This window comes from Stenotrophomonas sp. GD03958 (genome assembly GCF_029839005.1).
Classification (GTDB): Bacteria; Pseudomonadota; Gammaproteobacteria; order Xanthomonadales; family Xanthomonadaceae; genus Stenotrophomonas; species Stenotrophomonas hibiscicola.
This window is the reverse complement of the sequence record NZ_JAOBZT010000045.1, coordinates 1-22,292: the sequence shown is the minus strand read 5'-3', so window position 1 is coordinate 22,292 and position 22,292 is coordinate 1. Positions and strand designations below refer to the sequence as shown.

24 protein-coding genes are annotated in these 22,292 nt (G+C 67.2%); 14 read left to right on the top strand and 10 right to left on the bottom strand.

Annotated features, from left to right (window positions below; genetic code table 11):
- Nucleotides 1-70: 70 nt before the first annotated feature.
- A complete protein-coding gene (locus N5C25_RS13575; protein ID WP_026347199.1) occupies nucleotides 71-562 on the bottom strand; it encodes a MarR family winged helix-turn-helix transcriptional regulator in 492 nt (163 codons plus the stop codon).
- Between the two features lie 129 nt (nucleotides 563-691).
- Between N5C25_RS13575 and hppD the strand changes: the two genes are divergently transcribed.
- Both hppD and hmgA read left to right on the top strand, forming a co-directional pair.
- Nucleotides 692-1,804, top strand: coding sequence for a 4-hydroxyphenylpyruvate dioxygenase (gene hppD, locus N5C25_RS13570; protein ID WP_186008939.1), 1,113 nt, complete (start codon nucleotides 692-694; stop codon nucleotides 1,802-1,804).
- A gap of 85 nt (nucleotides 1,805-1,889) precedes the next feature.
- A complete protein-coding gene (hmgA, locus tag N5C25_RS13565; protein ID WP_058978900.1) occupies nucleotides 1,890-3,197 on the top strand; it encodes a homogentisate 1,2-dioxygenase in 1,308 nt (435 codons plus the stop codon).
- Between the two features lie 48 nt (nucleotides 3,198-3,245).
- Here the strand turns inward: hmgA and N5C25_RS13560 are convergent, their stop codons facing one another.
- Nucleotides 3,246-3,785: a hypothetical protein gene (locus tag N5C25_RS13560; RefSeq protein ID WP_279937102.1), complete on the bottom strand. Its 540-nt coding sequence runs from the start codon at nucleotides 3,783-3,785 to the stop codon at nucleotides 3,246-3,248.
- 125 nt (nucleotides 3,786-3,910) lie between these two features.
- On the opposite strand from N5C25_RS13560, the gene N5C25_RS13555 reads away from it, so the two are divergent.
- Together N5C25_RS13555 and N5C25_RS13550 are read left to right on the top strand one after the other, a co-directional pair.
- On the top strand, nucleotides 3,911-4,567 hold the full coding sequence (locus N5C25_RS13555; RefSeq protein ID WP_058978896.1) for a hypothetical protein: 657 nt from the start codon (nucleotides 3,911-3,913) through the stop codon (nucleotides 4,565-4,567).
- Between the two features lie 72 nt (nucleotides 4,568-4,639).
- Entirely contained in the window at nucleotides 4,640-5,605 is a 966-nt protein-coding gene (locus N5C25_RS13550) for a sodium:calcium antiporter (protein WP_058978894.1), read from the top strand.
- A gap of 83 nt (nucleotides 5,606-5,688) precedes the next feature.
- Here N5C25_RS13550 and N5C25_RS13545 read toward each other — a convergent pair whose 3' ends face one another.
- The 8 genes from N5C25_RS13545 to N5C25_RS13510 all read right to left on the bottom strand — a co-directional run bounded on the left by N5C25_RS13545 (nucleotide 5,689) and on the right by N5C25_RS13510 (nucleotide 13,450).
- Nucleotides 5,689-6,078: a Na+/H+ antiporter subunit G gene (locus tag N5C25_RS13545; protein WP_279937101.1), complete on the bottom strand. Its 390-nt coding sequence runs from the start codon at nucleotides 6,076-6,078 to the stop codon at nucleotides 5,689-5,691.
- On the bottom strand, nucleotides 6,075-6,359 hold the full coding sequence (locus N5C25_RS13540) for a K+/H+ antiporter subunit F (protein ID WP_005411334.1): 285 nt from the start codon (nucleotides 6,357-6,359) through the stop codon (nucleotides 6,075-6,077). The genes N5C25_RS13545 and N5C25_RS13540 overlap by 4 nt, the downstream gene beginning before the upstream one ends.
- Nucleotides 6,356-6,862 carry a Na+/H+ antiporter subunit E gene (locus tag N5C25_RS13535; RefSeq protein WP_058978892.1) on the bottom strand — a complete coding sequence of 169 codons (507 nt, stop codon included), beginning with the start codon at nucleotides 6,860-6,862 and terminating at the stop codon, nucleotides 6,356-6,358. Before N5C25_RS13535 ends, N5C25_RS13540 begins: the two co-directional genes overlap by 4 nt.
- Complete coding sequence (locus N5C25_RS13530) at nucleotides 6,859-8,394, bottom strand: monovalent cation/H+ antiporter subunit D (RefSeq protein WP_058978890.1); 1,536 nt, start codon at nucleotides 8,392-8,394, stop codon at nucleotides 6,859-6,861. Before N5C25_RS13530 ends, N5C25_RS13535 begins: the two co-directional genes overlap by 4 nt.
- On the bottom strand, nucleotides 8,391-8,783 hold the full coding sequence (locus N5C25_RS13525; protein ID WP_019661517.1) for a Na+/H+ antiporter subunit C: 393 nt from the start codon (nucleotides 8,781-8,783) through the stop codon (nucleotides 8,391-8,393). Before N5C25_RS13525 ends, N5C25_RS13530 begins: the two co-directional genes overlap by 4 nt.
- Nucleotides 8,783-11,611 carry a monovalent cation/H+ antiporter subunit A gene (locus N5C25_RS13520; RefSeq protein WP_279937100.1) on the bottom strand — a complete coding sequence of 943 codons (2,829 nt, stop codon included), beginning with the start codon at nucleotides 11,609-11,611 and terminating at the stop codon, nucleotides 8,783-8,785. Before N5C25_RS13520 ends, N5C25_RS13525 begins: the two co-directional genes overlap by 1 nt.
- 333 nt (nucleotides 11,612-11,944) lie before the next feature.
- Entirely contained in the window at nucleotides 11,945-12,430 is a 486-nt protein-coding gene (locus N5C25_RS13515) for an Mpo1-like protein (RefSeq protein WP_005411329.1), read from the bottom strand.
- A 93-nt stretch (nucleotides 12,431-12,523) separates the two neighbouring features.
- The gene (locus N5C25_RS13510; protein WP_058978887.1) at nucleotides 12,524-13,450 is read right to left on the bottom strand and encodes a phosphoribosylaminoimidazolesuccinocarboxamide synthase; all 927 of its coding nucleotides are present in this window, start codon (nucleotides 13,448-13,450) and stop codon (nucleotides 12,524-12,526) included.
- Between the two features lie 141 nt (nucleotides 13,451-13,591).
- Here N5C25_RS13510 and N5C25_RS13505 point away from each other — a divergent pair, with 141 nt between their 5' ends.
- The 10 genes from N5C25_RS13505 to N5C25_RS13460 all read left to right on the top strand — a co-directional run bounded on the left by N5C25_RS13505 (nucleotide 13,592) and on the right by N5C25_RS13460 (nucleotide 22,164).
- Nucleotides 13,592-13,921 (top strand): DnaJ domain-containing protein, encoded by a 330-nt coding sequence (locus tag N5C25_RS13505; protein ID WP_008265098.1) that lies wholly within the window; start codon nucleotides 13,592-13,594, stop codon nucleotides 13,919-13,921.
- Nucleotides 13,922-13,978: 57 nt separating this feature from the next.
- Complete coding sequence (gene rpe, locus N5C25_RS13500; RefSeq protein ID WP_058978885.1) at nucleotides 13,979-14,656, top strand: ribulose-phosphate 3-epimerase; 678 nt, start codon at nucleotides 13,979-13,981, stop codon at nucleotides 14,654-14,656.
- A 12-nt stretch (nucleotides 14,657-14,668) separates the two neighbouring features.
- Nucleotides 14,669-15,151: a GNAT family N-acetyltransferase gene (locus tag N5C25_RS13495; RefSeq protein WP_026347198.1), complete on the top strand. Its 483-nt coding sequence runs from the start codon at nucleotides 14,669-14,671 to the stop codon at nucleotides 15,149-15,151.
- A gap of 218 nt (nucleotides 15,152-15,369) precedes the next feature.
- A complete protein-coding gene (gene yegS / locus N5C25_RS13490; protein WP_058978883.1) occupies nucleotides 15,370-16,308 on the top strand; it encodes a lipid kinase YegS in 939 nt (312 codons plus the stop codon).
- 313 nt (nucleotides 16,309-16,621) lie between these two features.
- The gene (trpE, locus tag N5C25_RS13485; RefSeq protein WP_058978881.1) at nucleotides 16,622-18,097 is read left to right on the top strand and encodes an anthranilate synthase component I; all 1,476 of its coding nucleotides are present in this window, start codon (nucleotides 16,622-16,624) and stop codon (nucleotides 18,095-18,097) included.
- 67 nt (nucleotides 18,098-18,164) lie between these two features.
- Nucleotides 18,165-18,944 (top strand): SIMPL domain-containing protein, encoded by a 780-nt coding sequence (locus N5C25_RS13480; RefSeq protein ID WP_021202668.1) that lies wholly within the window; start codon nucleotides 18,165-18,167, stop codon nucleotides 18,942-18,944.
- A gap of 2 nt (nucleotides 18,945-18,946) precedes the next feature.
- Nucleotides 18,947-19,534: an aminodeoxychorismate/anthranilate synthase component II gene (locus N5C25_RS13475; RefSeq protein ID WP_019661509.1), complete on the top strand. Its 588-nt coding sequence runs from the start codon at nucleotides 18,947-18,949 to the stop codon at nucleotides 19,532-19,534.
- Between the two features lie 16 nt (nucleotides 19,535-19,550).
- Nucleotides 19,551-20,582 (top strand): anthranilate phosphoribosyltransferase, encoded by a 1,032-nt coding sequence (gene trpD / locus N5C25_RS13470; protein WP_251101960.1) that lies wholly within the window; start codon nucleotides 19,551-19,553, stop codon nucleotides 20,580-20,582.
- A gap of 74 nt (nucleotides 20,583-20,656) precedes the next feature.
- Nucleotides 20,657-21,451, top strand: a complete 795-nt coding sequence (trpC, locus tag N5C25_RS13465) for an indole-3-glycerol phosphate synthase TrpC (protein ID WP_251101961.1) — start codon at nucleotides 20,657-20,659, stop codon at nucleotides 21,449-21,451.
- Entirely contained in the window at nucleotides 21,448-22,164 is a 717-nt protein-coding gene (locus N5C25_RS13460) for a haloacid dehalogenase-like hydrolase (RefSeq protein WP_021202670.1), read from the top strand. The genes trpC and N5C25_RS13460 overlap by 4 nt, the downstream gene beginning before the upstream one ends.
- The last annotated feature ends 128 nt before the right edge of the window (nucleotides 22,165-22,292 follow it).

The following is a 22,292-nucleotide window of genomic DNA, read 5'->3' as shown; positions in this document are numbered from 1 at the left end:
GGAGGGGATTAAGTCGTTTCAGGCACATCTGTGCTCATTACGACTTAATCCCCTCCGTCCCCTTTTTCTTTCAGACCCCTTCGCCCATCCGCTCCAGGCCGTCACCGGCCAGGCGCAGGATCAGCTTTTCCAGCAGCTGTTCCTCCTCCTCGCTCAGTACCGACATCAGCTTGCGGGTGATCTCGATCACCATCGGTGCGATGGTTTCGTACACCTCGAAGCCGGCCGCGGACAGCGCCAGCACCGAGCGGCGGCGGTCATCGCCGTGGGTCTCGCGCTTGATGAAGCCGCGCTCCAGCAGGCGGGCCACGGCGCGGCTGACCGCCACCTTGTCCATCGCCGTGCGGTCGGAGACCTCGCTGGCCGAGGAACCCGGGTACAGCGCCAGGATGGTGATGACCCGCCACTCGGGGATCGCCAGACCGTAACGATCGCCGTATAGCTTGGCGATGTTGCCGCTGACCCGGTTGGACAGCACGCTCAGCCGGTACGGCAGGAACTGTTCCAGGTCGAGCAGGACGTGCGAGGCACGCAGGCGGGTCGAGGCGGGATCGGGGCTCATGTTGCGGTGCACCTTGCTGGTGGTTTCAAGTGTAACTATAAGGGGTGGGTCCAGACCCTGCATTCTCGCCGGGTCCCTACCTGCCCGCACCTGGTTTGTACCGATGCGGTACCGATTCGGAGCCACGCCATGAATACCGCAGTCCCGACCGCCTCGCACCCCAACCCCGGCATGCAGGTCACCACCTTCGAGAACCCGATGGGCATCGACGGCTTCGAGTTCGTCGAATTCGCCGCCCCGGCCGGCCGTGGCCAGGAGCTGCACGAGTACTTCCGGAAGATGGGCTTCAGCGCGGTGCTCAAGCACAAGCAGCGTCCGATTACCGTCTATCGCCAGGGCGACGTCAACTTCCTGGTCAATGAAGACCCCGATTCGTTCGCCGCCGACTTCGCCGAAAAGCACGGTCCCTGCGCGTGCGGCTTCGCCATCCGCTTCAAGAAGCCGGGCCAGGAGGTCTACCAGACCGCGCTGGGCAACGGTGCCGAAGCCATCGCCTTCAAGCCGGACAGCAAGGCGGTCAGCGCCCCGGTCATCAAGGGCATCGGCGATTGCATGCTGTACCTGGTCGACCGCTACGGCGCGGCCGGCAGCATCTACGACGGCGACTACGAGCCGATCGCCGGCGCCGACCTGCACCCGGTCGGCTTCGGCCTGACCTTCATCGACCACCTGACCCACAACCTGTACTTCGGCAACATGCAGCAGTGGTCGGATTACTACGAGCGTCTGTTCAACTTCCGCGAGATCCGCTACTTCGACATCAAGGGCCTGAAGACCGGCCTGGTGTCCAAGGCGATGACCGCGCCCGATGGCATCGTGCGCATTCCGCTGAACGAATCTTCGGACCCGAAGAGCCAGATCAACGAGTACCTGGACGCGTACAAGGGCGAGGGCATCCAGCACATCGCCTGCTTCACCGAGAACATCTACGAGACCGTCGAAGCGATGCGCGCGCAGGGCGTGGACTTCCTGGATACGCCGGAGACCTACTTCGAGGTGATCGACCAGCGCGTGCCGAACCACGGTGAAGACGTGCCGCGCCTGGCCAAGAACAAGATCCTGATCGATGCCGATCCGGAAACCCACCAGCGCAAGCTGCTGCAGATCTTCACCCAGAACTGCATCGGCCCGATCTTCTTCGAGATCATCCAGCGCAAGGGCAACGAAGGCTTCGGCGAAGGCAACTTCACCGCGCTGTTCGAGAGCATCGAGCGCGACCAGATCCGCCGCGGCGTGCTGTAAGGTCTGCAGGCAATGTCGGCTTCCGGTCGACATTGCCTGTCCGAATGGTAGTGCCGGCCGCCGGCCGGCAATCTCTGGAGTTCCCATGTCCCCCGCCATCACCGCCCGCGGCTACCAGTCCGGCTTCGGCAACGAATTCGCCACCGAGGCCGTCGCCGGCGCGCTGCCGGTCGGGCAGAACTCACCGCAGAAGGTGGCCCACGGCCTGTACGCCGAGCAGTTGACCGGCACCGCCTTCACCGCGCCGCGTGGCAGCAACCGCCGCAGCTGGCTGTACCGGATCCGCCCGGCGGTGACCCATGGCGAGTTCACCCCGTTCGCGCAGTCGCAGCTGCAGTGTGATTTCGGCGCTCAGCCGGCCTCGCCAAACCAGCTGCGCTGGAGCCCGCTGCCGCTGCCGGAGCTGCCGACAGATTTTGTCGAAGGCCTGTACACGATGGGTGGCAACGGCTCGCCCGATGCGCATGCCGGCGTGGGCATCCACCTATACGCTGCCAACCGCGACATGGTCGGCCGCTACTTCTACAACGCCGACGGCGAGATGCTGGTCGTGCCGCAGCTGGGCGCGCTGCGCCTGCTGACCGAGCTGGGCGTGATCGAGATCGAGCCGCAGCAGATCGCGGTGATCCCGCGCGGCGTGCGCTTCCGCGTTGAACTGCCCGATGGCCCGAGCCGTGGCTATATCTGCGAGAACTACGGTGCGCTGCTGAAGCTGCCCGACCTCGGCCCGATCGGATCCAACGGCCTGGCGAATCCGCGCGACTTCGAAACCCCGCACGCGGCGTTCGAGGATGTGGATGGCGACTTCGAACTGATCGCCAAGTTCGAGGGTCGCCTGTGGCGTGCACCGATCGACCATTCGCCGCTGGACGTGGTGGCCTGGCACGGCAATTACGCGCCGTACCGCTACGACCTGCGTCGCTTCAACACCATCGGTTCGGTCAGCTACGACCACCCGGATCCGTCGATCTTCCTGGTGCTGCATTCGCCCAGCGACACCCCGGGCACCAGCAACATGGACTTCGCGATCTTCCCGCCGCGCTGGCTGGTGGCGCAGAACACCTTCCGTCCGCCGTGGTTCCACCGCAACATCGCCAGCGAGTTCATGGGCCTGGTGCATGGCGCCTACGACGCCAAGGCCGAAGGCTTCGTGCCGGGCGGCGCGTCGCTGCACAACTGCATGAGCGGCCACGGCCCGGATGCACCGACCTTCGACAAGGCGTCCAATGCCGACCTTTCAAAGGCCGATGTGATCAAGGACACGATGGCCTTCATGTTCGAGACCCGCGCGGTGATCCGCCCGACCGCACAGGCACTGGCCGCAGGCCACCGCCAGGGCGACTACCAGCAGTGCTGGAACGGCCTGCGCAACAATTTCCGGTCGTCCCGCTAGCGTGGTGGGTGCCGACCGTTGGTCGGCACGATGCGCCGGAACCCGCGCTTACGCCACCTCGGCGAAGGCGCCGCAATGCTCCAGCGGCAACGCCTCCAGCAGGTGCTGGCGCACGCGCTGGCAATAGCCATCCGAAGTCAGCGCGGGCAGCAGCTGCATCGCCGACTGCAGCCGCTGCAGCACCTCATCCTCCGCACGCGCCTGCTGCAGATCGCGGAACAGCGCCGCTGCCTGCGGATGCCGCTGCATTTCCAGGATACCCAGCAGGTAGATGCGCGCTGCCACCAGCGAACGGCGACGTTCGACCGGCGTGGCGCTGGCGTTCGTTGGCACCTTCACCAGCGCCGCATTGGCCGGTTCGGCAGCGGTGTGAGGGGGTGCCGCCGCCGTTGCCGTGCCGGTCGCCAGATAGCCCGCCTGCACCAGCTGGATGACCATCGCCGGTGCTTCCTGGCCGAGCAGACCGGTCAGGTCGGCGACGGTACGCTGGCCGTCGCACAGGATCAGCAGCCGGCGCTGGCGCATGTCCAGCGGCGCGCGGTGGGCCTGCAGCGCGGTTCGGGCGAGATCGGTCTTGCGCGGTTGCATGGAAGGGACGGCCAGGTCGGTGCTCGCCGAGCCTGAACGAAGGCGATGAAACCGCGATGACAATGCAGCGCCTGCACACCGGATGGGTTAGCGTGCAGCCATCTTCGTGCCAGGGAACCGCACCGATGAAGCACCTCCCGATTGCTGGTCTGTTGCTCCTTTCGCTCACCGCCTGCAGTGCTGGCTCCGACAAGCAGGGGGCGGCCGGCAGCGGCAGCGACACCCCGGCGGAAACCGCCTCGGCGACCGGACCCGCGCAGTCGACGGATCCCGACCTGGCCGCCCGTCCAGCCAATGACCGTCGCGAGGACAGTCCCGCCCGCCTGGACGGCTTCGCTGGTGCGAAGCTGGGGGCCGGCATCGCCGAGGTCCGCAGCGGCTTCGGCACGCCGCTGCAGGGTCTGGGCACCGATGCGGCCGGCAAGCCGCTGCCGGCTGACGACGGCAACGACGGCTGCTACTTCCTGCGCCCGCAGGATGCCGAAGATCCGCGCCTGATGATCGAGGGCCGCAAGCTGGTGCGCTACGACGTGCGCAGTGCCGCCATCACCGCACCGGGCGGTGGCAAGGTCGGCATGACCCTGGGTGAGCTGCAGGTGCTGTACCCGGAGCGGGCCGATGTCGGCCCTGACAAGTACGACGAGAAGGCCCAGCACCTGCGCGTGCGCCCGGCGCAGGAGGGTGGTGCGGTCATCGACTTCGCGCTCGGCGCCGATGGTCGGGTCAGCGCCTGGCGCGTCGGCCAGACCCCGCAGGTCGATTACGCCGAAGGCTGTGGGTGATCCTTGATCCACCGCCCAGCCATGCGCTCGGGCCAAGCGTAGAATCGCGCCACCACTGCTGGGGAGTGCTCGATGATCGCCATTGCCATTGCCTGGTTCCTGCTCGGCCTGCTGCTGCTGGCGCTGGGCGGGGACTCCATCGTCAAGGCCGTGTCCGGCCTGGCCCAGCGTTTCGGGGCCAGCCCATTCACTGCCGGGCTGTTGCTGCTCGGGGTGACCACCTCCTTGCCGGAACTGGCAGTCAACGCGCGCGCGCTGGCGATGGGCCAACCGGAGCTGGCACTGGGCAACGCGGTGGGCAGCAGCATCGTCAACCTGGGCTTGACCCTGGCCGTGGCGGCCATGGCTGCGCCCCTGCTGCTGCGCGCGCGCCTGCAGACGGTGCTGTGGTGGTCGCTGCTGGCGGCGGGTGTGCTGCTGATCCTGTTCGGGCTTGATGGCGGCCTGGCACGTTGGGAGGGCGGCATACTGCTGGCCGGCTTCATCGTGGTGCAGGTCCTGCTGCTGCGCCGTGGTCGCAGCGAGAGCGCGGAGGTGCAGGTGGCCATCGCCGAGTCCGCACTGAGCCGCACCAGCCTGCCGTTGAACGTGCTGCGCGTGCTGATTGCCGCGTTGGCGCTGTACTGGGGCGCGCGCCTGGTGGTGGGCGCCGCCGCCGACTTTGGCGTCGCCCTGGGTTGGACGCCGCTGCTGGTCGGCCTGCTGCCGGTGGCGATCGGTACCGCACTGCCGGAGGTGGCCACCGCCATCGCCGCCGCGCGTCGCGGGCATGGCGACATGGTGCTGGGCCACGTGCTGGGTTCCAGCGTGGTCAACCTGCTGCTGGTGATCGGTGCGATGGCCGTGCTGCAGCCGCTGGCGCTGCCGGCCTCGTTCGTGCGCCTGGAACTGCCGGCGCTGCTGGCGTTCGCGCTGGTGCTGTACCCGATGCTGCGTGGCGACCTGAAGATCAGCCGCGGCGAAGGTGTGATCCTGCTGGTCGCGTTTGTCGGTTGGTTCGTGCTGGAACTGCTGCTGGTCGGCGCACCGGCGCTGTAGAGCCGAGCCCATGCTCGGCTGCTGTTCGTGCCGACCAGCGGTCGGCACCTACCGGGCGTCACATTGCCGGCCAGCGGCCGGCACTACCGGTTCTGCGTGGTTTCTTCTTCCCGCACCGGCTCCGGCGGTGGCAGCTGCTCCTCGGCGGCGCGTTCGCTGCCCGGCAGGGTGGGGCGGGTCTCCATCAGCAGCGACAGCGCGGCCTTGGCCATCATGTGCGCGCTGATCGGTGCGGTGATGAACAGGAACACGGTTATCAGCAGCTCGCGCGGCTGCGGGTCCTGGCCGAGGAAGATGTGGTAGCAGACCGAGCACACCAGCACGCAGCCCACGCCCAGCGTGCTGGCCTTGGTCGGCGCGTGCAGGCGCTTGAAGAAGGTCGACAGCTTCACCAGGCCCAGTGCGCCGACCAGGATGAAGAAGCAGCCGAACAGCAGCAGGATCGACAGGCCGATCTGGATGGCAGTGATCATTCGACGATGTCCCGGCGCAGCACGAACTTGCTCAGCACCACGGTGCTGCCGAAGCCAAGCATGGCGATGATCAGCGCCGCCTCGAAGTAGATCGGTGAATTGAGGTACATGCCGAACAGCATCAGCTCGGCGATCGCGGTCACCGACAGGGTGTCCAGTGCGAGGATGCGGTCGGGCACGGTCGGCCCGCGCAGCAGGCGCCAGGTGGCCAGCAGCATGGCCAGGCCGACCACGTGCATGCACACCACCAGGGTGGTCTGGATGACTTCAAAACCGGTCATGGGAAGATCTCCATCAACGGCGCCTCGTAACGGCGCTTGATCGTCTCGATCAGGTCCTGTGGGTCCTCCAGGTGCAGTACGTGCACCAGCAGGAACTTGCGGTCGTCGCTGAGCGCGGCCGAGACCGTGCCCGGGGTCAGCGTGATCATGCTGGTCAGCGCGGCGATGCCGTGGATGTTGGCGATGTCCAGCGGCAGCCAGATGAAGCCCGGGTGGATGTTCTTTTCCGGGCCCAGCACCTGCAGGGCGACGCGGATGTTGGACATCAGGATGTCCAACAGGGTTACGCACACCAGCCTGGGCAGCGGTCGCAGGGTGCCGATGCGCGCGAACTCGCGGTCCAGGCGCGCGGCGAACAGCGGCACCACCACGCCCAGCACCAGTCCCAGCACGGTCTGGCCGAGGGTGAAGCTGTCGGACATCAGCAGCCAGAACGCCACCACCATGATGCTGAGCATCGGCGAGGGAATCAGGCGACGGAACAGGGAGCGCTGGGCGGTCATGGCTGGCGGATCTCCGGCGTGGTCGCACGCAGTTGCTGCACGTACTCGCTGGGGTGCAGCAGCTGTGCGGCGGTGGCGTCGGTGTAGCGCATCAACGGTGCCGCGGCCAGGGTCATGCCGATGCCGTAGGCCAGCAGCAGGCAGGCGGCGTAGAGTTCTACCCGGCGCAGGGGAGCCTTGCGCGGCTTCGGTGCTTCTGGATCGACCGGCGGCACGCGCCAGAACAGGCGGATGCCGCCGCGGGTCAGGCCCATGATCACCAGCAGGCTGCTGACCAGCACGGCGGACCAGACCGGCCCGGTGTACTGCGCCGGCATGCCGGCCAGCAGCGCGGCCTTGGCCAGGAAGCCGGACAGTGGCGGCAGGCCGGCCACCGACACTGCCCCGATCAGGAACAGCACCGCTGGGGTTTCCTTGCCCGGCATCGGTGCCACCACTTCCTTGCGGTCGCTGGCACCGCCGCGACGACGGCGGATCAGGTCGGCGATCAGGAACAGCGCGGCGGCGACGAAGCTGCTGTGCGGCAGGTAGTACAGGCCCGCCGAGAGTACCTGCGGCGTGCCCACCGAGAAGGCGATGAACAGCGTGGCCGCCGACACGATCACCAGGTACGAGATCAGGACGCGCAGGCGGGTCGCGGCCAGTGCACCCAGGCCACCGAGCACCAGCGTCGCCACGCCGGCCCACAGCAGCCAGTCGCGGCCATAGCCGGCCATCGCGCCTGCGTCATCGCCGAACCACAGCATCTGGATGCGCAGCACCGAGTACAGGCCGACCTTGGTCATGATCGCGAACAGCGCAGCCACCGCTGCTGGCGCACGCGAATAGGCTTCCGGCAGCCACAGGTACAGCGGCATCAGCGCGGCCTTGGCGCAGAACACCAGCAGCAACAGGCCCATCGTCGCCTTCACCAGGGTCAGCTGTGCCGGCGGTACTTCGGCGATGCGCTGCGACAGCTCGGCCATGTTCAGCGAACCCAGCGTGGCGTACAGCAGGCCCAGCGCGATCAGGAACAGGGTCGAGGCGGTGACGTTGAACACCACGTAGTGCAGGCCGATGCGCATGCGCAGGCCGCGGCCACCGCTGAGCAGCAGGCCGTAGGAGGCGATCAGCATCACCTCGAAGAACACGAACAGGTTGAAGATGTCGCCGGTCAGGAACGCACCGTTGAGGCCGACCAGCTGGAACTGGAACAGCGCATGGAAGTGCGGTGCGCGGCGGTCCCAACCCGAGCAGGCGTGCAGCAGGCAGGGAATGGCCAGCAGCAGGGTGGTCAGCAGCATCCACGCCGACAGCCGGTCGGCCACCAGCGCGATGCCCAGCCGCGACGGCCAGTCGCCCAGCAGGTAGACATTGATGTCACCGCCCGCGGTCGACGCGAACAGCAGGCCCACCGCCAGCGCCAGCGCCGACAGCGCGGTCCACGCGACGGCGCGCTGCACCCTGGGGCCGTAGCGGCGATGTTCGACGAACAGCGACAGTGCAGCACCCAGCAGGGGAATCAGGATCGGCAGGATCACCAGGTGGTTCATGCGCGGTCCTCGCCCTGGCGCGGCGGCACGCGCTCATCGTGCAGGTCGTCATCCGGCTCGTGGGCGTCCACATGGTCGCTGTGGTTGTCGCTGCGGCTGCGCATGGCCAGCACGATGCTGACCGCGGTCATCGCGAAGGCGATCACGATCGCGGTCAGCACCAGCGCCTGTGGCAGCGGATCGGTGTAGTTGCCGAGGTGGCTGTCCACGCCCTCCTGCAGCACCGGCGCCTTGCCCAGCACCACGCGGCCACCGGCGAAGATCAGCAGGTTGGTGGCGTAGGACAGGAAGGTCATGCCGAGAATCACATCGAAGCTGCGCGCACGCAGCAGCAGGTAGATGCCGATGGCGGTCAGCACGCCGATCGCGGTGGCCAGGGCCAGTTCCATCAGTGCATCTCCCCGGTACGTGCCGAACGGCGTTGCAGGTCGATCTCGCCCTTGCGGGCAGTGCGGGTACGCGACGGCTTGATCGTGCCCATCATCGACAGCATCAGCATGGCGCCGCCGAACACCACCAGGTAGACGCCGATGTCGAAACCGATCGCACTGGCCAGCGGCACGTCGCCGATCAGCGGCAGGTGCAGATCGAGGTGGCCGCTGGTGAGGAACGGCACGCCGAACAGCATCGAGGAACTGCCGCTGAGCAGGGCGATCAGCAGGCCCATGCCGATGCAGCGGATGTAATCGAAGCCGAAGCGCGATTCCACCGACGCGGTGCCCTGGATCACGTACTGGATCAGCAGCGGCACCGCCAGCACCAGGCCGGCGATGAAGCCACCGCCCGGCGCGTTGTGGCCGCGCAGGAACAGGAAGATCGATACGGTCAGAGTCAGCGGGAACATGATCTGGGCCAGGTCGGCTGGTACCGGCAGCTTGATCGGAGGGCCGGGCATGATCTGCTCCGGTGCCATCCGCGTGCGCCGCAGCAGGGCATGCACCACCAGCGCGGCGATGCCGAACACGGTGATCTCGCCGAAGGTATCGAAGCCGCGGAAGTCGACCAGGATCACGTTGACCACGTTCTGGCCATAGGCCTCGGGCAGGGCACGGGCGAGCAGTTCGCCGGCCATGGTGTTCGGCGGCAGGGTCATCGCCGAATAGGCCAGCGCACCCAGCCCGGCGCCGGCGATGATCGCGATCACCGCATCGCGGCGCTTGCGCCAGCGCGGACGTTCCGGCCCGGACTGCGCCGGCAGGTAGTTCATGCCCAGCAGCATCAGCACCAGGGTGACCATCTCCACCAGCAGCTGGGTCAGGGCCAGGTCGGGTGCGGACAGGAACACGAAGGTCAGCGCCACCATCAGGCCGACGCCGCCGACCAGCAGCACCGCCAGCAGGCGCTGCTTGTAGATGCGCAGGGTGGCGACCGCACAGGCCATCATCACCAGCCAAAGCGCCCAGCCCAGCAAGGGAACCGGCTGCGGCGCGGTCCAGTTCGGCGAGGCCGGACTGGCCACGAACGGCGCGGCGGCGACCACGATCGCCACCAGCACCAGGCCCTGCAGCATGCGCTGCAGGCTGCCATTGGCGATGCCGTTGGTCAGGCGCATGGCCAGTGCGGACACGGCGTCCAGCTGTGCATGGAACACATTGCGGCCAGTGCTGACATTGGTCACGGCATGCAGGTTGATCAGCTTGCGCAGGCCGAAGTACAGCGCCACACCGCCGACCACGCCGATGGCGCTCATCGCCAGCGGCAGGTTGAAGCCGTGCCATACCGCCAGGCTGTACTCGGGCATGGCACTGCCGAGGATCGACGCCGCAGCGGCATGCAGCACCGGCGCCACGGTCAGTGCCGGGGCGATGCCTACTGCCACGCAGATCACCACCAGCAGTTCCACCGGTACCTTCATCCAGCGCGGCGGTTCATGCGGCACGCGGTCCAGGTCCTGCGGGCCGGGGCCGAAGAAGGTGTCGTGCACGAAGCGCAGGCTGTACGCCACCCCGAATACGCCAGCCAGCAACGCGGCGATCGACACCGCCGTGCGCATGATCCCCGGGCCTCCGGCCGTGATCGCCTCGGCAAACAGCATTTCCTTGGACAGGAAGCCGTTGAGCAGCGGGATGCCGGCCATCGCCAGCGAGGCAATGATCGCCAGCGCGCTGGTGAACGGCATCAGCCTGCGCAGGCCGCCCAGCTTGCGCATGTCGCGGGTGCCGGTTTCGTGGTCGATGATGCCGGCGGCCATGAACAGCGAGGCCTTGAAGGTGGCGTGGTTGAGGATGTGGAACACGCCGGCCACCACCGCCATCGGCGTGGACAGGCCGAACAGCAGGGTGATCAGGCCCAGGTGGGAAATGGTCGAGTACGCCAGCAGGCCTTTCAGGTCGTGCTGGAAGATCGCGTTCCAGGCACCGATCAGCAGGGTCAGCGCGCCGATGCCGCTGACCGTATAGAAGAACAGGTCGCTGCCGGCCAGCGCCGGATGCAGCCGCGCCAGCAGGAACACGCCGGCCTTCACCATGGTGGCCGAGTGCAGGTAGGCCGAGACCGGGGTCGGCGCCGCCATCGCGTGCGGCAGCCAGAAATGGAACGGGAACTGCGCGCTCTTGGTGAAGATGCCCGCCAGCACCAGGAACAGCGCGTACGGGTACAGCGCGCTGGCGCGGATCTGCTCGCCGGCCGCCAGCACCACGTCCAGGTCGAAGCTGCCGACGATGCGCCCGATCAGCAGTACGCCACCGAGCAGCGCAAGGCCGCCGCCGCCGGTGATCACCAGCGCCATGCGCGCGCCCTCGCGGGCGTCCTGGCGATGTGACCAGAAACCGATCAGCAGGAACGAGCTGATGCTGGTCATTTCCCAGAAGATCATCAGCAACAGCAGGTTGCCCGACAGCACCATGCCCAGCATGGCGCCCATGAACAGCAGCAGGTAGCAGTAGAAGCGGTGCGCGTTGTCCTGCTGGCTCAGGTAGTAGCGTGCATACAGCACCACCAGCGCACCGATGCCCAGCACCAGCCCGGCGAACATCCAGGCCAGCCCGTCCAGGCGCAGGGTGAAGTCCAGCCCGATCTGCGGCAGCCAGGGCACCAGGGTGCGGACCACCTGGCCATCGAGCACGGACGGCGTGAGCCAGCCGAGGATGGCCAGCCCGCCCAACGGCGCCAGCGCCGCCAGCCAGGCAGCAGTCGAGCGCGAACTACGGGGGAAGGCCGCAACAGCCGCTGCCATCAGGAACGGCAGGGCCAGCAGCAGGGGCAGGCTGGGGAGCATGCAGGGAATCCATGATTCACGAGCAGGTCAGGGAGGATAACAGGCTGCGAAATGTCGCTGAAACCCATCGAACAGCGATCAATTGCATGTAACGTCCGCTGATTCATATTTTCTGCGACGCAACATCGCGTTCCTGCGTCTTCTCCTCGCTTGCCCTCGGGGGACGCCCTACGCCCACGCAGGGAGACCGCAGGCCCTGTCTCACAGGGGCTGCCGTCGACGGGCGGGAAGTGGGGAGCGGATCACCGGCGCAGGCTGGCAGGGCCGTCGTGGAGTGCGGGTGACGGAATCTGCCCGTTCAGGAAACGAGGGGCGCCGTCGGCCCTGGGCAGGTCAGTAGCGCCAGTCGAGCTTGCGGTAGAACTTGGCCATCACCCAGGCCGGGCCGATCAGCAGGTAGGTCAGGTCGGTCAGGAAGCTGGGCTTGCGGCCCTCGAACTTGTGGCCGATGAACTGCGCGATCCAGGCCACCACGAACACGCCCACCGCCAGCCAGAACAGGTTGTGCAGGCCGATTTCGGCCTCCAGCAGGCGGCACAGGCAGCCGAACACGAAGAACTGGATGAGCATGCCGATGCCCAGCGGGCGCGACAGTTTGTTGTAGAAGCACCAGGCGCTGAACATCGCGAACGCCGACCAGATGCCGTACTGGAACCAGGTGATCAGCGGCGGCAGGCACCAGAGCAGGGCCACCACCGACCACAGGATCGCCGGAACCGCCACCACGTGGATGCGCTGGTTGATCACATTGCGGTGGTCGTCGGAGTAGCTGGCGAAATAGCGGTCGATCGGCCGCGCAAGCTCGGTGGATGTCTGCATGCTGCGTTGCTTCCTCGGACAACGGTAGTGCCGGCCAGCGGCGGGCACTACCCCTTCAGAGCGCCCCGCCTTTCCGGCCGGGGGCGCAGGGGATCAGTCGACGCTGATCCCGGCCAGGCGCTGCAGTGCCTCGGCGTACTTGGCGCGGGTGCGCTCGATGATCTCGGCCGGGATGGTCGGGCCCGGGGCGGTCTTGCCCCAGTCCAGCGTCTCCAGGTAATCGCGCACGAACTGCTTGTCGTAGCTCGGCGGGCTGGTGCCCACTTCGTACTCGTCGGCCGGCCAGTAGCGCGAGGAATCCGGCGTCAGCATCTCGTCCATGATGTACAGGCGGCCATCGGCGTCGGTACCGAACTCGAACTTGGTATCGGCCAGGAGGATGCCGCGCTCGCGGGCGTAATCGGCCGCGAACTTGTAGATGCGCAGGGTGGCGTCGCGCACGCGCTCGGCCAGGTCCGCACCGACCTGCTTCACCATCGCGTCGAAATCGATGTTCTCGTCGTGGTCGCCGACGGCGGCCTTGGTCGAGGGGGTGAAGATCGGCTCGGGCAGCTGCTCGGCCTGGCGCAGGCCGTCGGGCAGATCGATGCCGCTGACCTTGCCGGTGCGCTGGTAATCCTTCCAGCCGCTGCCGATCAGGTAGCCGCGGGCGATCGCTTCCACCGGCACCGGCTTCAGCTTGCGGGTGACCACCGCGCGCTTGGCATACAGGGCAGGGTCCACGCCTTCGGGCAGCACGCTGGCCACGTCGATGCCGGTCAGGTGGTTGGGCATCAGGTGCGCGGTCTTGGCGAACCAGAAGTTGGAGACCTGGCAGAGCATCTCGCCCTTGCCCGGGATCGGGTCGGGCAGGACCACGTCGAACGCCGACAGGCGATCGGTGGCCACCATCAGCAGGTACTCGCCCGGCGGGGTTCCGGCTGGCAGCCGCTCGCGCGGGATATCGAACACATCACGCACCTTGCCGCGATGGCGCAAGGGCAGGCCGGGGAGATCGGATTGCAACAGCGTGGTTGGCACGGGCACTCCTGGGGCGTTGTCGATACGGCTGCCCAGCGGACCCGGCGGGCCCGCAGACCAGCGGGCGGCCTAGTGTAAAGCGGTCCGGGCCCGCTGTGACGTAAAATGAGCATCCATTTCGCCGGTCGACCCTGGGGCGCCATGCGCTGGTACGGAAAACTGCTCGGTTTCATCGCCGGGGCCCTGCTGTTCCGGCCCAATCCGCTGTTCGGCGCGGTAGTCGGCCTGTTGATCGGCCATGCCTTTGATTCGGACTGGTTCCGCCTGAACAAGGAGAACCCGTACCGGGAGCTGGGGCTGACCTCCGAGGCCACCGATGCCGAGATCGAGCGCGCCTACCGAAAGCTGATCTCGCAGTACCACCCCGACAAGCTTGGCGGCGCCGCCCCCGAGCTGCAGCAGCAGGCCGAGCAGAAGTCGCGGCGGATCAATGCCGCCTACGACCGTATCAAGACCCTGCGCAAGCGCTGATCCGACAGTCCCGCCTGCGGGCGGGAGAATCCTTTCCCCGTTCCGAAGGCCCCGGCCATGTCCAACTGCCTCATCGCCCCGTCCATTCTCTCTGCCAACTTCGCCCGTCTCGGCGAGGAAGTCGACAACGTCCTCGCCGCCGGCGCGGACTGGGTCCACTTCGACGTGATGGACAACCACTACGTGCCGAACCTGACCATCGGCCCGATGGTCTGCCAGGCGCTGCGCAAGCACGGCGTGACCGCGCCGATCGACGTGCACCTGATGGTCGAGCCGGTGGACCGCATCATCCCGGACTTCGCCGAGGCCGGTGCCACCTACATCAGCTTCCACCCGGAGGCGAGCCGCCACGTGCACCGCACCATCCAGCTGATCCGCTCGCTGGGCTGCAAGCCGGGCATCGTGCTGAACCCGGCCACGCCAGTGGACATCCTCGACTGGGTGCTGGAGGACCTGGACCTGGTGCTGCTGATGTCGGTCAACCCGGGCTTCGGCGGCCAGGCCTTCATCCCCTCGGCGCTGGACAAGCTGAAGGTGGTGCGCAAGATGATCGATGCCAGCGGCAAGGACATCCGCCTGGAGATCGACGGTGGCGTGAAAGCCGACAACATCGGTGAGATCGCCGCCGCCGGCGCTGACACCTTCGTTGCCGGTTCGGCCATCTTCAACGCCAGGACCAGCTACCAGGACGTGATCGCGCAGATGCGCGCGAACGTTGCTGCGGCAAGGGGCTGAGCCATGGGTACGGTGGCCGTGTTGAACATCCGCCCGGCCACCGTGGCCGACGCTGGCCTGATCCTGCGCTTCATCCGCGAACTGGCCATCTACGAGAAGGCCGAGCATTCGGTGCAGACCGATGAGATCGGTATTGCCGAAAGCCTGTTCGGTGCCGATGCGACTGCCCGCGCGTTGATCTGCGAAGCCGACGGTGAGGCCATCGGCTATGCGGTGTATTTCTACAACTACTCCACCTGGCTGGGCCGCAAGGGCATCTATCTGGAGGACCTGTACATCAGCCCGGAGAAGCGCGGCGGCGGCGCCGGCAAGGCACTGCTGAAGTACATCGCCCGCCAGGCCGTGGCCGAAGGCTGCGGTCGTTTCGAATGGTCGGTGCTGGACTGGAACACCCCGGCCATCGAGTTCTACACCGCCGCCGGCGCAAAGCCGCAGGACGAGTGGACCGTGTACCGGCTGCAGGGCCAGGCGCTGCACGATTTCGCCAACGGTTGACGTGAAATCCACGCATGGCGTGGATCTACTGCGGCAAAAAAAGGCCACGCCAATCACTGGCGTGGCCTCGCTGCATGCGTGGGAGGCTGATCCTGCCTCCATCCGTCGTCCCTGCTATGGCCTTCCATTCTCCAGCAGCTGAATGACATCTGCGTGACATTCACCGCGGGCAAACAGCGCATTGCTAGCCTGTGCCACCGCATCCCTGGAAGCTCTGCATGACCACCCCGCGCTGGCGCCTGATCCTCAACGGCAAATCCGCCGGCAACGATGAGTTGCGCGACGCCGTCGGCCATTGGCGCGGACAGGGCGTGCAGCTGGAAGTGCGGGTGACCTGGGAGGACGGTGACGCCGAGCGCTATGTCGCCGAGGCGATCGATCATGGCGTGGATGTGATCGTGGCCGCCGGAGGCGATGGCACGCTCAGTGCGGTGGCCGAGACACTGGCGCATCGTGAGGAGCTGGCAGATGCGCTGCCCTCGCTGGCGCTGGTCCCGATGGGGACCGCCAACGATTTCGCGACTGCTGCCGGCATTCCCACTGAGCCGAAGGAGGCCTTCGCCTTGATCGGGCAGGCGACGCCGCACGCCATTGACCTGTTGCGCGTGGACGCCGATGGCACGCAATGGTGGTGCGCCAATCTCGCCAGCGGTGGCTTCGGCACGCAGGTGACGGTGGAGACTGATGCGGGCTTGAAGAAGATGCTGGGCGGGCTGGCCTATGTGATCACCGGTATCGCCAAGCTCGGTCGCATCGAGCCGATCAACGCGCGCCTGTCCGGCCCGGACTTCGCCTGGGAAGGCGACTTCATCGCCCTGGGCATCGGCAATGGTCGCCAGGCCGGTGGCGGCCAGCAACTGTGTCCGCAGGCATTGATCGATGATGGGCTGCTGGATGTGACCGTGCTTCCGGAACTGGAAGGGGAGGTCACCGCCACCCTCGGCCAGATGCTGAAGTCCGGCACCCAGGCTGCGCTGGAACAGCTGGCCACGCGTGCGCGGCTGCCGTGGCTGCAGGTGGAGTCCGAGCGCCCGTTGACCCTCAACCTGGACGGCGAGCCGGTACAGGCCCGCCAGTTCCGCATCGAGTGCGTGCCGGGCAGGGTGCGCATGCATCTTCCGGCTGGCTGCCCGTTGCTGGCTGGGAAGGGGAGGTAGAGTCGACTGTTAGTCGACTGCTCTTCGTTCCGACGGCGTAAAACCCCGCGCTACGCGCGCAAGTCGACTAACAGTCGACTCTACCGGTTCCCGCGCCGGTCCCCCACCGGTCCCCGCCATGAGCCGCCATGAGCCCTGTGCTTTCCCGTGGTTCAGTTTCCCAGGGTTCCCCTGCCGTCCAAGCTGCGATACAGTCAAGGGGTGTCCAGCCTGACGACCCCGCATACCCTTTCTTCCGCACGCCGTTGGTGGCGATGGTGGCCCGTTGCCGTCGTCCGCCCCCATAACGCTGTGTCCCGGAAGGAAAGTCGTCTTGAACTCGCACGCTCAGTTTCAGCAGCAGGCCGCTGAAGGCCACACCCACATTCCCGTCGTCCGCGAAGTGCTGTCCGACCTGGACACGCCGCTTTCGGTCTATCTGAAGCTCGCCGACGGCCCCAATACCTACCTGTTTGAATCCGTCGAAGGCGGCGAGCGCTTTGGTCGTTACTCGATCATCGGCCTGCCGGCGCGCCGTGTGTACGCCTTCCACGGCCACACGCTGACCGTGCGCGAAGACGGCCAGGTGGTGGACACCCGCGAGGTGGCCGACCCGTTCGCCGAAGTCGAGGCGCTGCGCAGCGCCCACTCGGTGCCGAAGCTGGACGGCCTGCCGGGCTTCACCGGTGGCCTGGTCGGCTGGTTCGGTTTCGAGTGCATCGGCTACATCGAGCCGCGCCTGGCCCCGCCGGCCGGCCGCGATGAGCTGGGCACGCCGGACATCCTGCTGCTGGACTCCAACGAGCTGGCGGTGTTCGACAATCTGAAGGGCCGGCTGTACCTGATCGTGCACGCCGACCCGCGGGTCGAGGGCGCCTTCGAGCAGGCGCAGGCGCGCCTGGATGCACTGACTGCCAAGCTGCGTGCACCGGGCGCCGGTTATCCCGCACCGCTCAACAGCGACGTGCTGGACGAGTCCGACTTCGTCTCCGGTTTCACCCGCGAAGGGTTCGTCGATGCGGTCCAGCGCAGCAAGGAATACATCCGCGCCGGTGACATCTTCCAGGTGGTGCTCAGCCAGCGCCTGAGCGTGCCGTTCAAGGCGCGCCCGGTGGATGTGTACCGCGCGCTGCGTGCACTGAACCCGTCGCCGTACATGTACTTCCTGGATGTCGGCGACCTGCAGGTGGTCGGTTCATCGCCGGAAATCCTGGTACGCCTTCAGGACGGCGAAGTCACCGTGCGCCCGATCGCCGGCACCCGCCCGCGTGGCGCCACGCCCGAGCTGGACCTGGCGCTGGAAGCCGAGCTGCTGGCCGATCCGAAGGAGCGCGCCGAGCACCTGATGCTGATCGACCTCGGCCGCAACGATGCCGGCCGCGTCTCGAAGGCAGGTACCGTGGAGGTGGGCGAGCAGTTCGTGATCGAACGCTACAGCCACGTGATGCACATCGTCAGCGAAGTGACCGGGCAGCTGCAGCCGGGCCTGAGCTATGCCGACGTGCTGCGTGCCACCTTCCCGGCCGGCACGGTCAGCGGCGCGCCGAAGATCCGCGCGCTGGAAGTGATCCGCGAGCTGGAACCGATCAAGCGCAATGTCTACGCCGGCAGCATCGGCTACATCGGCTGGCACGGCGATGCCGATACCGCGATCGCGATCCGCACCGCGGTGATCAAGGACGGCCGCCTGTACGTGCAGGCCGGCGCCGGCATCGTCTACGACTCGGACCCGGACAAGGAATGGGATGAGACGATGAACAAGGGCCGCGCGCTGTTCCGCGCCGTCGCCCAGGCCGCCAAGGGCCTGTGATCCTCCCCGTGCCGTGGCCTGCGCCGCGGCACCTTCCGCTGTTCCCATTCAAGACAAGGAGTACCGCATGAAGCTGCTGAGCGCATTGCTGTGGTCGTCACTGCTGGCCACGATGGCCCCGTCTGCGTGGGCGCAGGCCAACACGATTCCCTCGCAGCCGCACCTGCTGGTGAAGGGGCAGGGCAGCCGCACGGTGATGCCGGACCGGTTCGGCCTGCAGTTGAACATCGAAGAGACCGACATGGACGCCGACGCCGCGCGCCGCCGCGTGCAGGACAACGTTGCCCGCGTGCTGGCACTGTTCAAGCAGCACAAGGCGGTGGACGGCAGCGTGCGTGCGGACAACCTGCGGATCGGCCCGGCCACGCGCTACGAGCAGAACCGGCAGGTCTTCATCGGCACCCGCGTGTCGCGCCAGCTGCGCGCCAGCTTCGCCAGCGTGAAGGCGATGCAGGACGTGCTGGGTGCGTTGAAGGCCAACGAGAACGTACAGGTGAGCAGCCTGGCGCCGACCTATTCGGGCGAAGTGGCGCTGCGCCGCGAACTCAAGGGCGAGGCAGCGGCCCAGACCCGCGAGTCCGCGCAGGGCCTGGCCAAGGCCTATGGAACAAGAGTGCGTGGCCTGTACAGCATCTCCGATGTGGCGCCGGACTTCGCCTACGGCATCCGGGCCGGGCAATGGCCCCAGCAGGGCGAGGACGGCGGGGACCTCGACAGGATCTCGGTGACCGGCAGCTACGCGCCCGCCTCCGCGCCCGCGCCCGCTGAGCCCGAATCCATTGAAGCCGGCCCCATCACCTACACCGAAAACGTGTACGCCATTTTCCTGATAAGCGACGGAACCTGACCATGTTGTGGATGATCGACAACTACGACAGCTTCACCTACAACCTCGTGCAGTACCTGCAGACGCTGGGCGCCGAAGTGAAGGTGGTGCGCAACGATGTGATGAGCGTGGACGAGATCGCCGCGCAGAAGCCCGAGCGCATCGTCATTTCGCCCGGCCCGTGCACCCCCAACGAAGCGGGCGTTTCGCTGGAGCTGATCGAACGCCTGGGCCCGACCACGCCGATCCTCGGCGTGTGCCTGGGCCACCAGGGCATCGGCCAGGTCTACGGCGGCACCGTCATCCGCGCCGGCAACATCATGCACGGCAAGACCTCGCCGATCCGCCATGAAGGCAAGGGCGTGTTCGCCGGCCTGCCGGACCGCTACCAGGCCACCCGCTACCACTCGCTGGTGGTGGACAAGAACAGTCTGCCCGACTGCCTGGAAGTGACCGCCTGGACCGAGAACGAGGACGGCTCGATCGAAGAGATCATGGGCCTGCGCCACCGCCAGTTCCCGGTGGAAGGCGTCCAGTTCCATCCCGAATCCATCCTCACCGAACACGGCCACGCGCTGCTGCGCAATTTCCTCCAGCGCCCGGCGGCCTGATCCAAGGAGCATACCCATGAGCTTCTCCCCCCAGGAAGCCCTGCAACGCACCATCGAGCACCGCGAAATCTTCTTCGACGAAATGGTCGACCTGATGCGGCAGATCATGCGCGGCGATGTGTCTCCGATGATGACCGCCGCGATCCTCACCGGCCTGCGCGTGAAGAAGGAGACCGTGGACGAAATCGCCGCGGCGGCCACCGTGATGCGTGAATTCGCCCGGCCAGTGCCGGTGGCCGATACCTCCAACCTGGTTGATATCGTCGGTACCGGTGGCGATGGCTCGCACACCTTCAACATCTCCACATGTTCGATGTTCGTGGCCGCTGCCGCCGGTGCGCGCGTGGCCAAGCACGGCAACCGCAGCGTGTCGTCCAAGTCCGGCAGTGCCGATGCGCTGGAAGCGCTGGGCGCGGTGATCGAACTGCAGCCGGATCAGGTGGCCGCGGCCATCGAGCGGACCGGCATCGGCTTCATGTTCGCGCCGATCCATCATCCGTCGATGAAGGTGGTCGCGCCGGTACGCCGCGAGATGGGCGTGCGCACCATCTTCAACATCCTCGGCCCGCTGACCAATCCGGCCAGCGCGCCGTCGGTGCTGATGGGCGTGTTCCATCCTGATCTGGTGGGCATCCAGGCCCGCGTGCTGCGCGAACTGGGCACCGAGCGCGCGATGGTGGTCTGGGGCCGCGACAACATGGATGAGATCTCGCTGGGCGCCGGCACCCTGGTGGGCGAGCTGCGCGACGGCAAGGTCCGCGAGTACGAGATCCACCCGGAAGACTTCGGCATCGCCATGTCGGCCAGCCGCAACCTGCGCGTGGACGGCCCGGAACAGTCCATCCAGATGCTGCGCGCGGTGCTGGACAACGAGCCGGGCCCGGCGCTGGACATCGTCGCGCTCAATGCCGGTGCCGCCCTGTACGTTGCCGGCGTGTCCAGCGATATCGGCGATGGCCTGGCCCGTGCCCGTGCCGCCATCGCCAATGGCAGCGCCCGCCAGCGCCTGCAGCAGTATGTGGAAACCACCCGCGCGCTGGTTGCCTGAGCGCGCGGTTCAGCCTGACCCCGTCGATGGCCGATAATGGCCGTCCTCACCGCCCCCGCACCGAACCGAAGACGATGAGCGACATCCTGCAGACGATCCTGGCCCGCAAGGCCGAAGAAGTGGCCCACCGCCGCGCCCAGCGCCCGCTCGAGGAGCTTCAGGCCGCCGCGGCCAGCGCCCCGCCGGTACGCGGCTTCGTGCGCGCGCTGCAGGCGGCGGTGGCCAATGGCGACCCGGCGGTGATCGCCGAGGTGAAGAAGGCCAGCCCGTCCAAGGGTGTGATCCGCCCGGACTTCCGCCCGGCCGACATCGCCGTCAGCTACGAATTCGGCGGTGCCAGCTGCCTGTCGGTGCTGACCGACGTGGACTTCTTCCAGGGTGCCGACGCCTACCTGCAGCAGGCCCGCGAGGCCTGCACGCTGCCGGTGCTGCGCAAGGACTTCGTGATCGACGCCTACCAGGTGTACGAAGCGCGCGTGCTGGGCGCCGACTGCATCCTGCTGATCGTGGCCGCGCTGGACGACACCCAGCTGGCCACCTTGTCCGAACTGGCGCTGTCGCTGGGCATGGACGTGCTGGTGGAAGTGCACGACATCGACGAACTGGAGCGTGCGCTGCAGGTGCCGGCACCGATGATCGGCATCAACAACCGCAACCTGCGCACCTTCGAGGTGTCGCTGCAGACCACGCTGGACATGCAGCAGGCCGTGCCGCGCGACCGCCTGCTGGTCACCGAGAGTGGCATCCTGGGGCCGCAGGACGTGGCGCTGATGCGTGATGCCGGCATCCACGCGTTCCTGGTGGGCGAGGCCTTCATGCGCGTGGAAGAGCCGGGCGAGGGCCTGCGTCAGCTATTCTTCGCGGCATGAAAACGCACTATCCGACGCCGCGCGAGGATGCGCCGCTGGTGGTCTTCGACTTCGACCACACCCTCTACGACGGCGATTCGGGCACCCATCTGTTCGCCTCGCTGATCAAGCGCAACCCGTTGCGCATGCTGGCGGCGCTGCTGGTCACGCCGATCGCCGGGCCGATGGTGGCGCTGCTGCCGACCCGTCGTGCCGGCATTTCGGTCTACGTGTGGATCGGCAGCTTCGGCCTGCACCGTGCGCGCGATTTCAACAAGGTGATCGATGCCTATGTGCTGCGCAACGAGGCGCAGATGCGCGCCAAGCTGCTGCCGCAGGCGCTGGAGGTGTTCGCCGCGCACCGGGCCAAGGGCGACCGCGTGGTGGTTGCCACAGGTGCGCCGCCGGAGCTTGCACGCGCGATCCTGGCCTTCGTGGCCCATCAGGATGTGCCGGTGATCGGTACCGAGGTCGGCCCACGGCTGGGCGGCGTCGGTCCAACCCGTCACTGCCACAACGAAGAGAAAATGCGCATGCTGCGCGAGCGCGGCTACGGCGATATCGATATCGCCTACTCCGACAGCACCGCCGACCTGCCACTGCTGCTGGCGGCCAAGGCACCGGTGGTGGTGAACCCGAAGCCGGGCCGGGTGGCGTTCTTCCGCCGCGTGCTGCCCGCCGGCACCCGCATCCTCAACTGGGGCTGCGCTGACCGCGGCGGTGACAAGGCGTAGCCCGGGGTCAGATCCCCGTAGGGCCTCCGACCCCATCGCACGATGACGGATCTGCCGGCCAGCGGCCGGCACAACCCAATGCGACGCCGCGCCCAACGCAGGCTTCCGCCCTCAGGTATTGGCCGGCG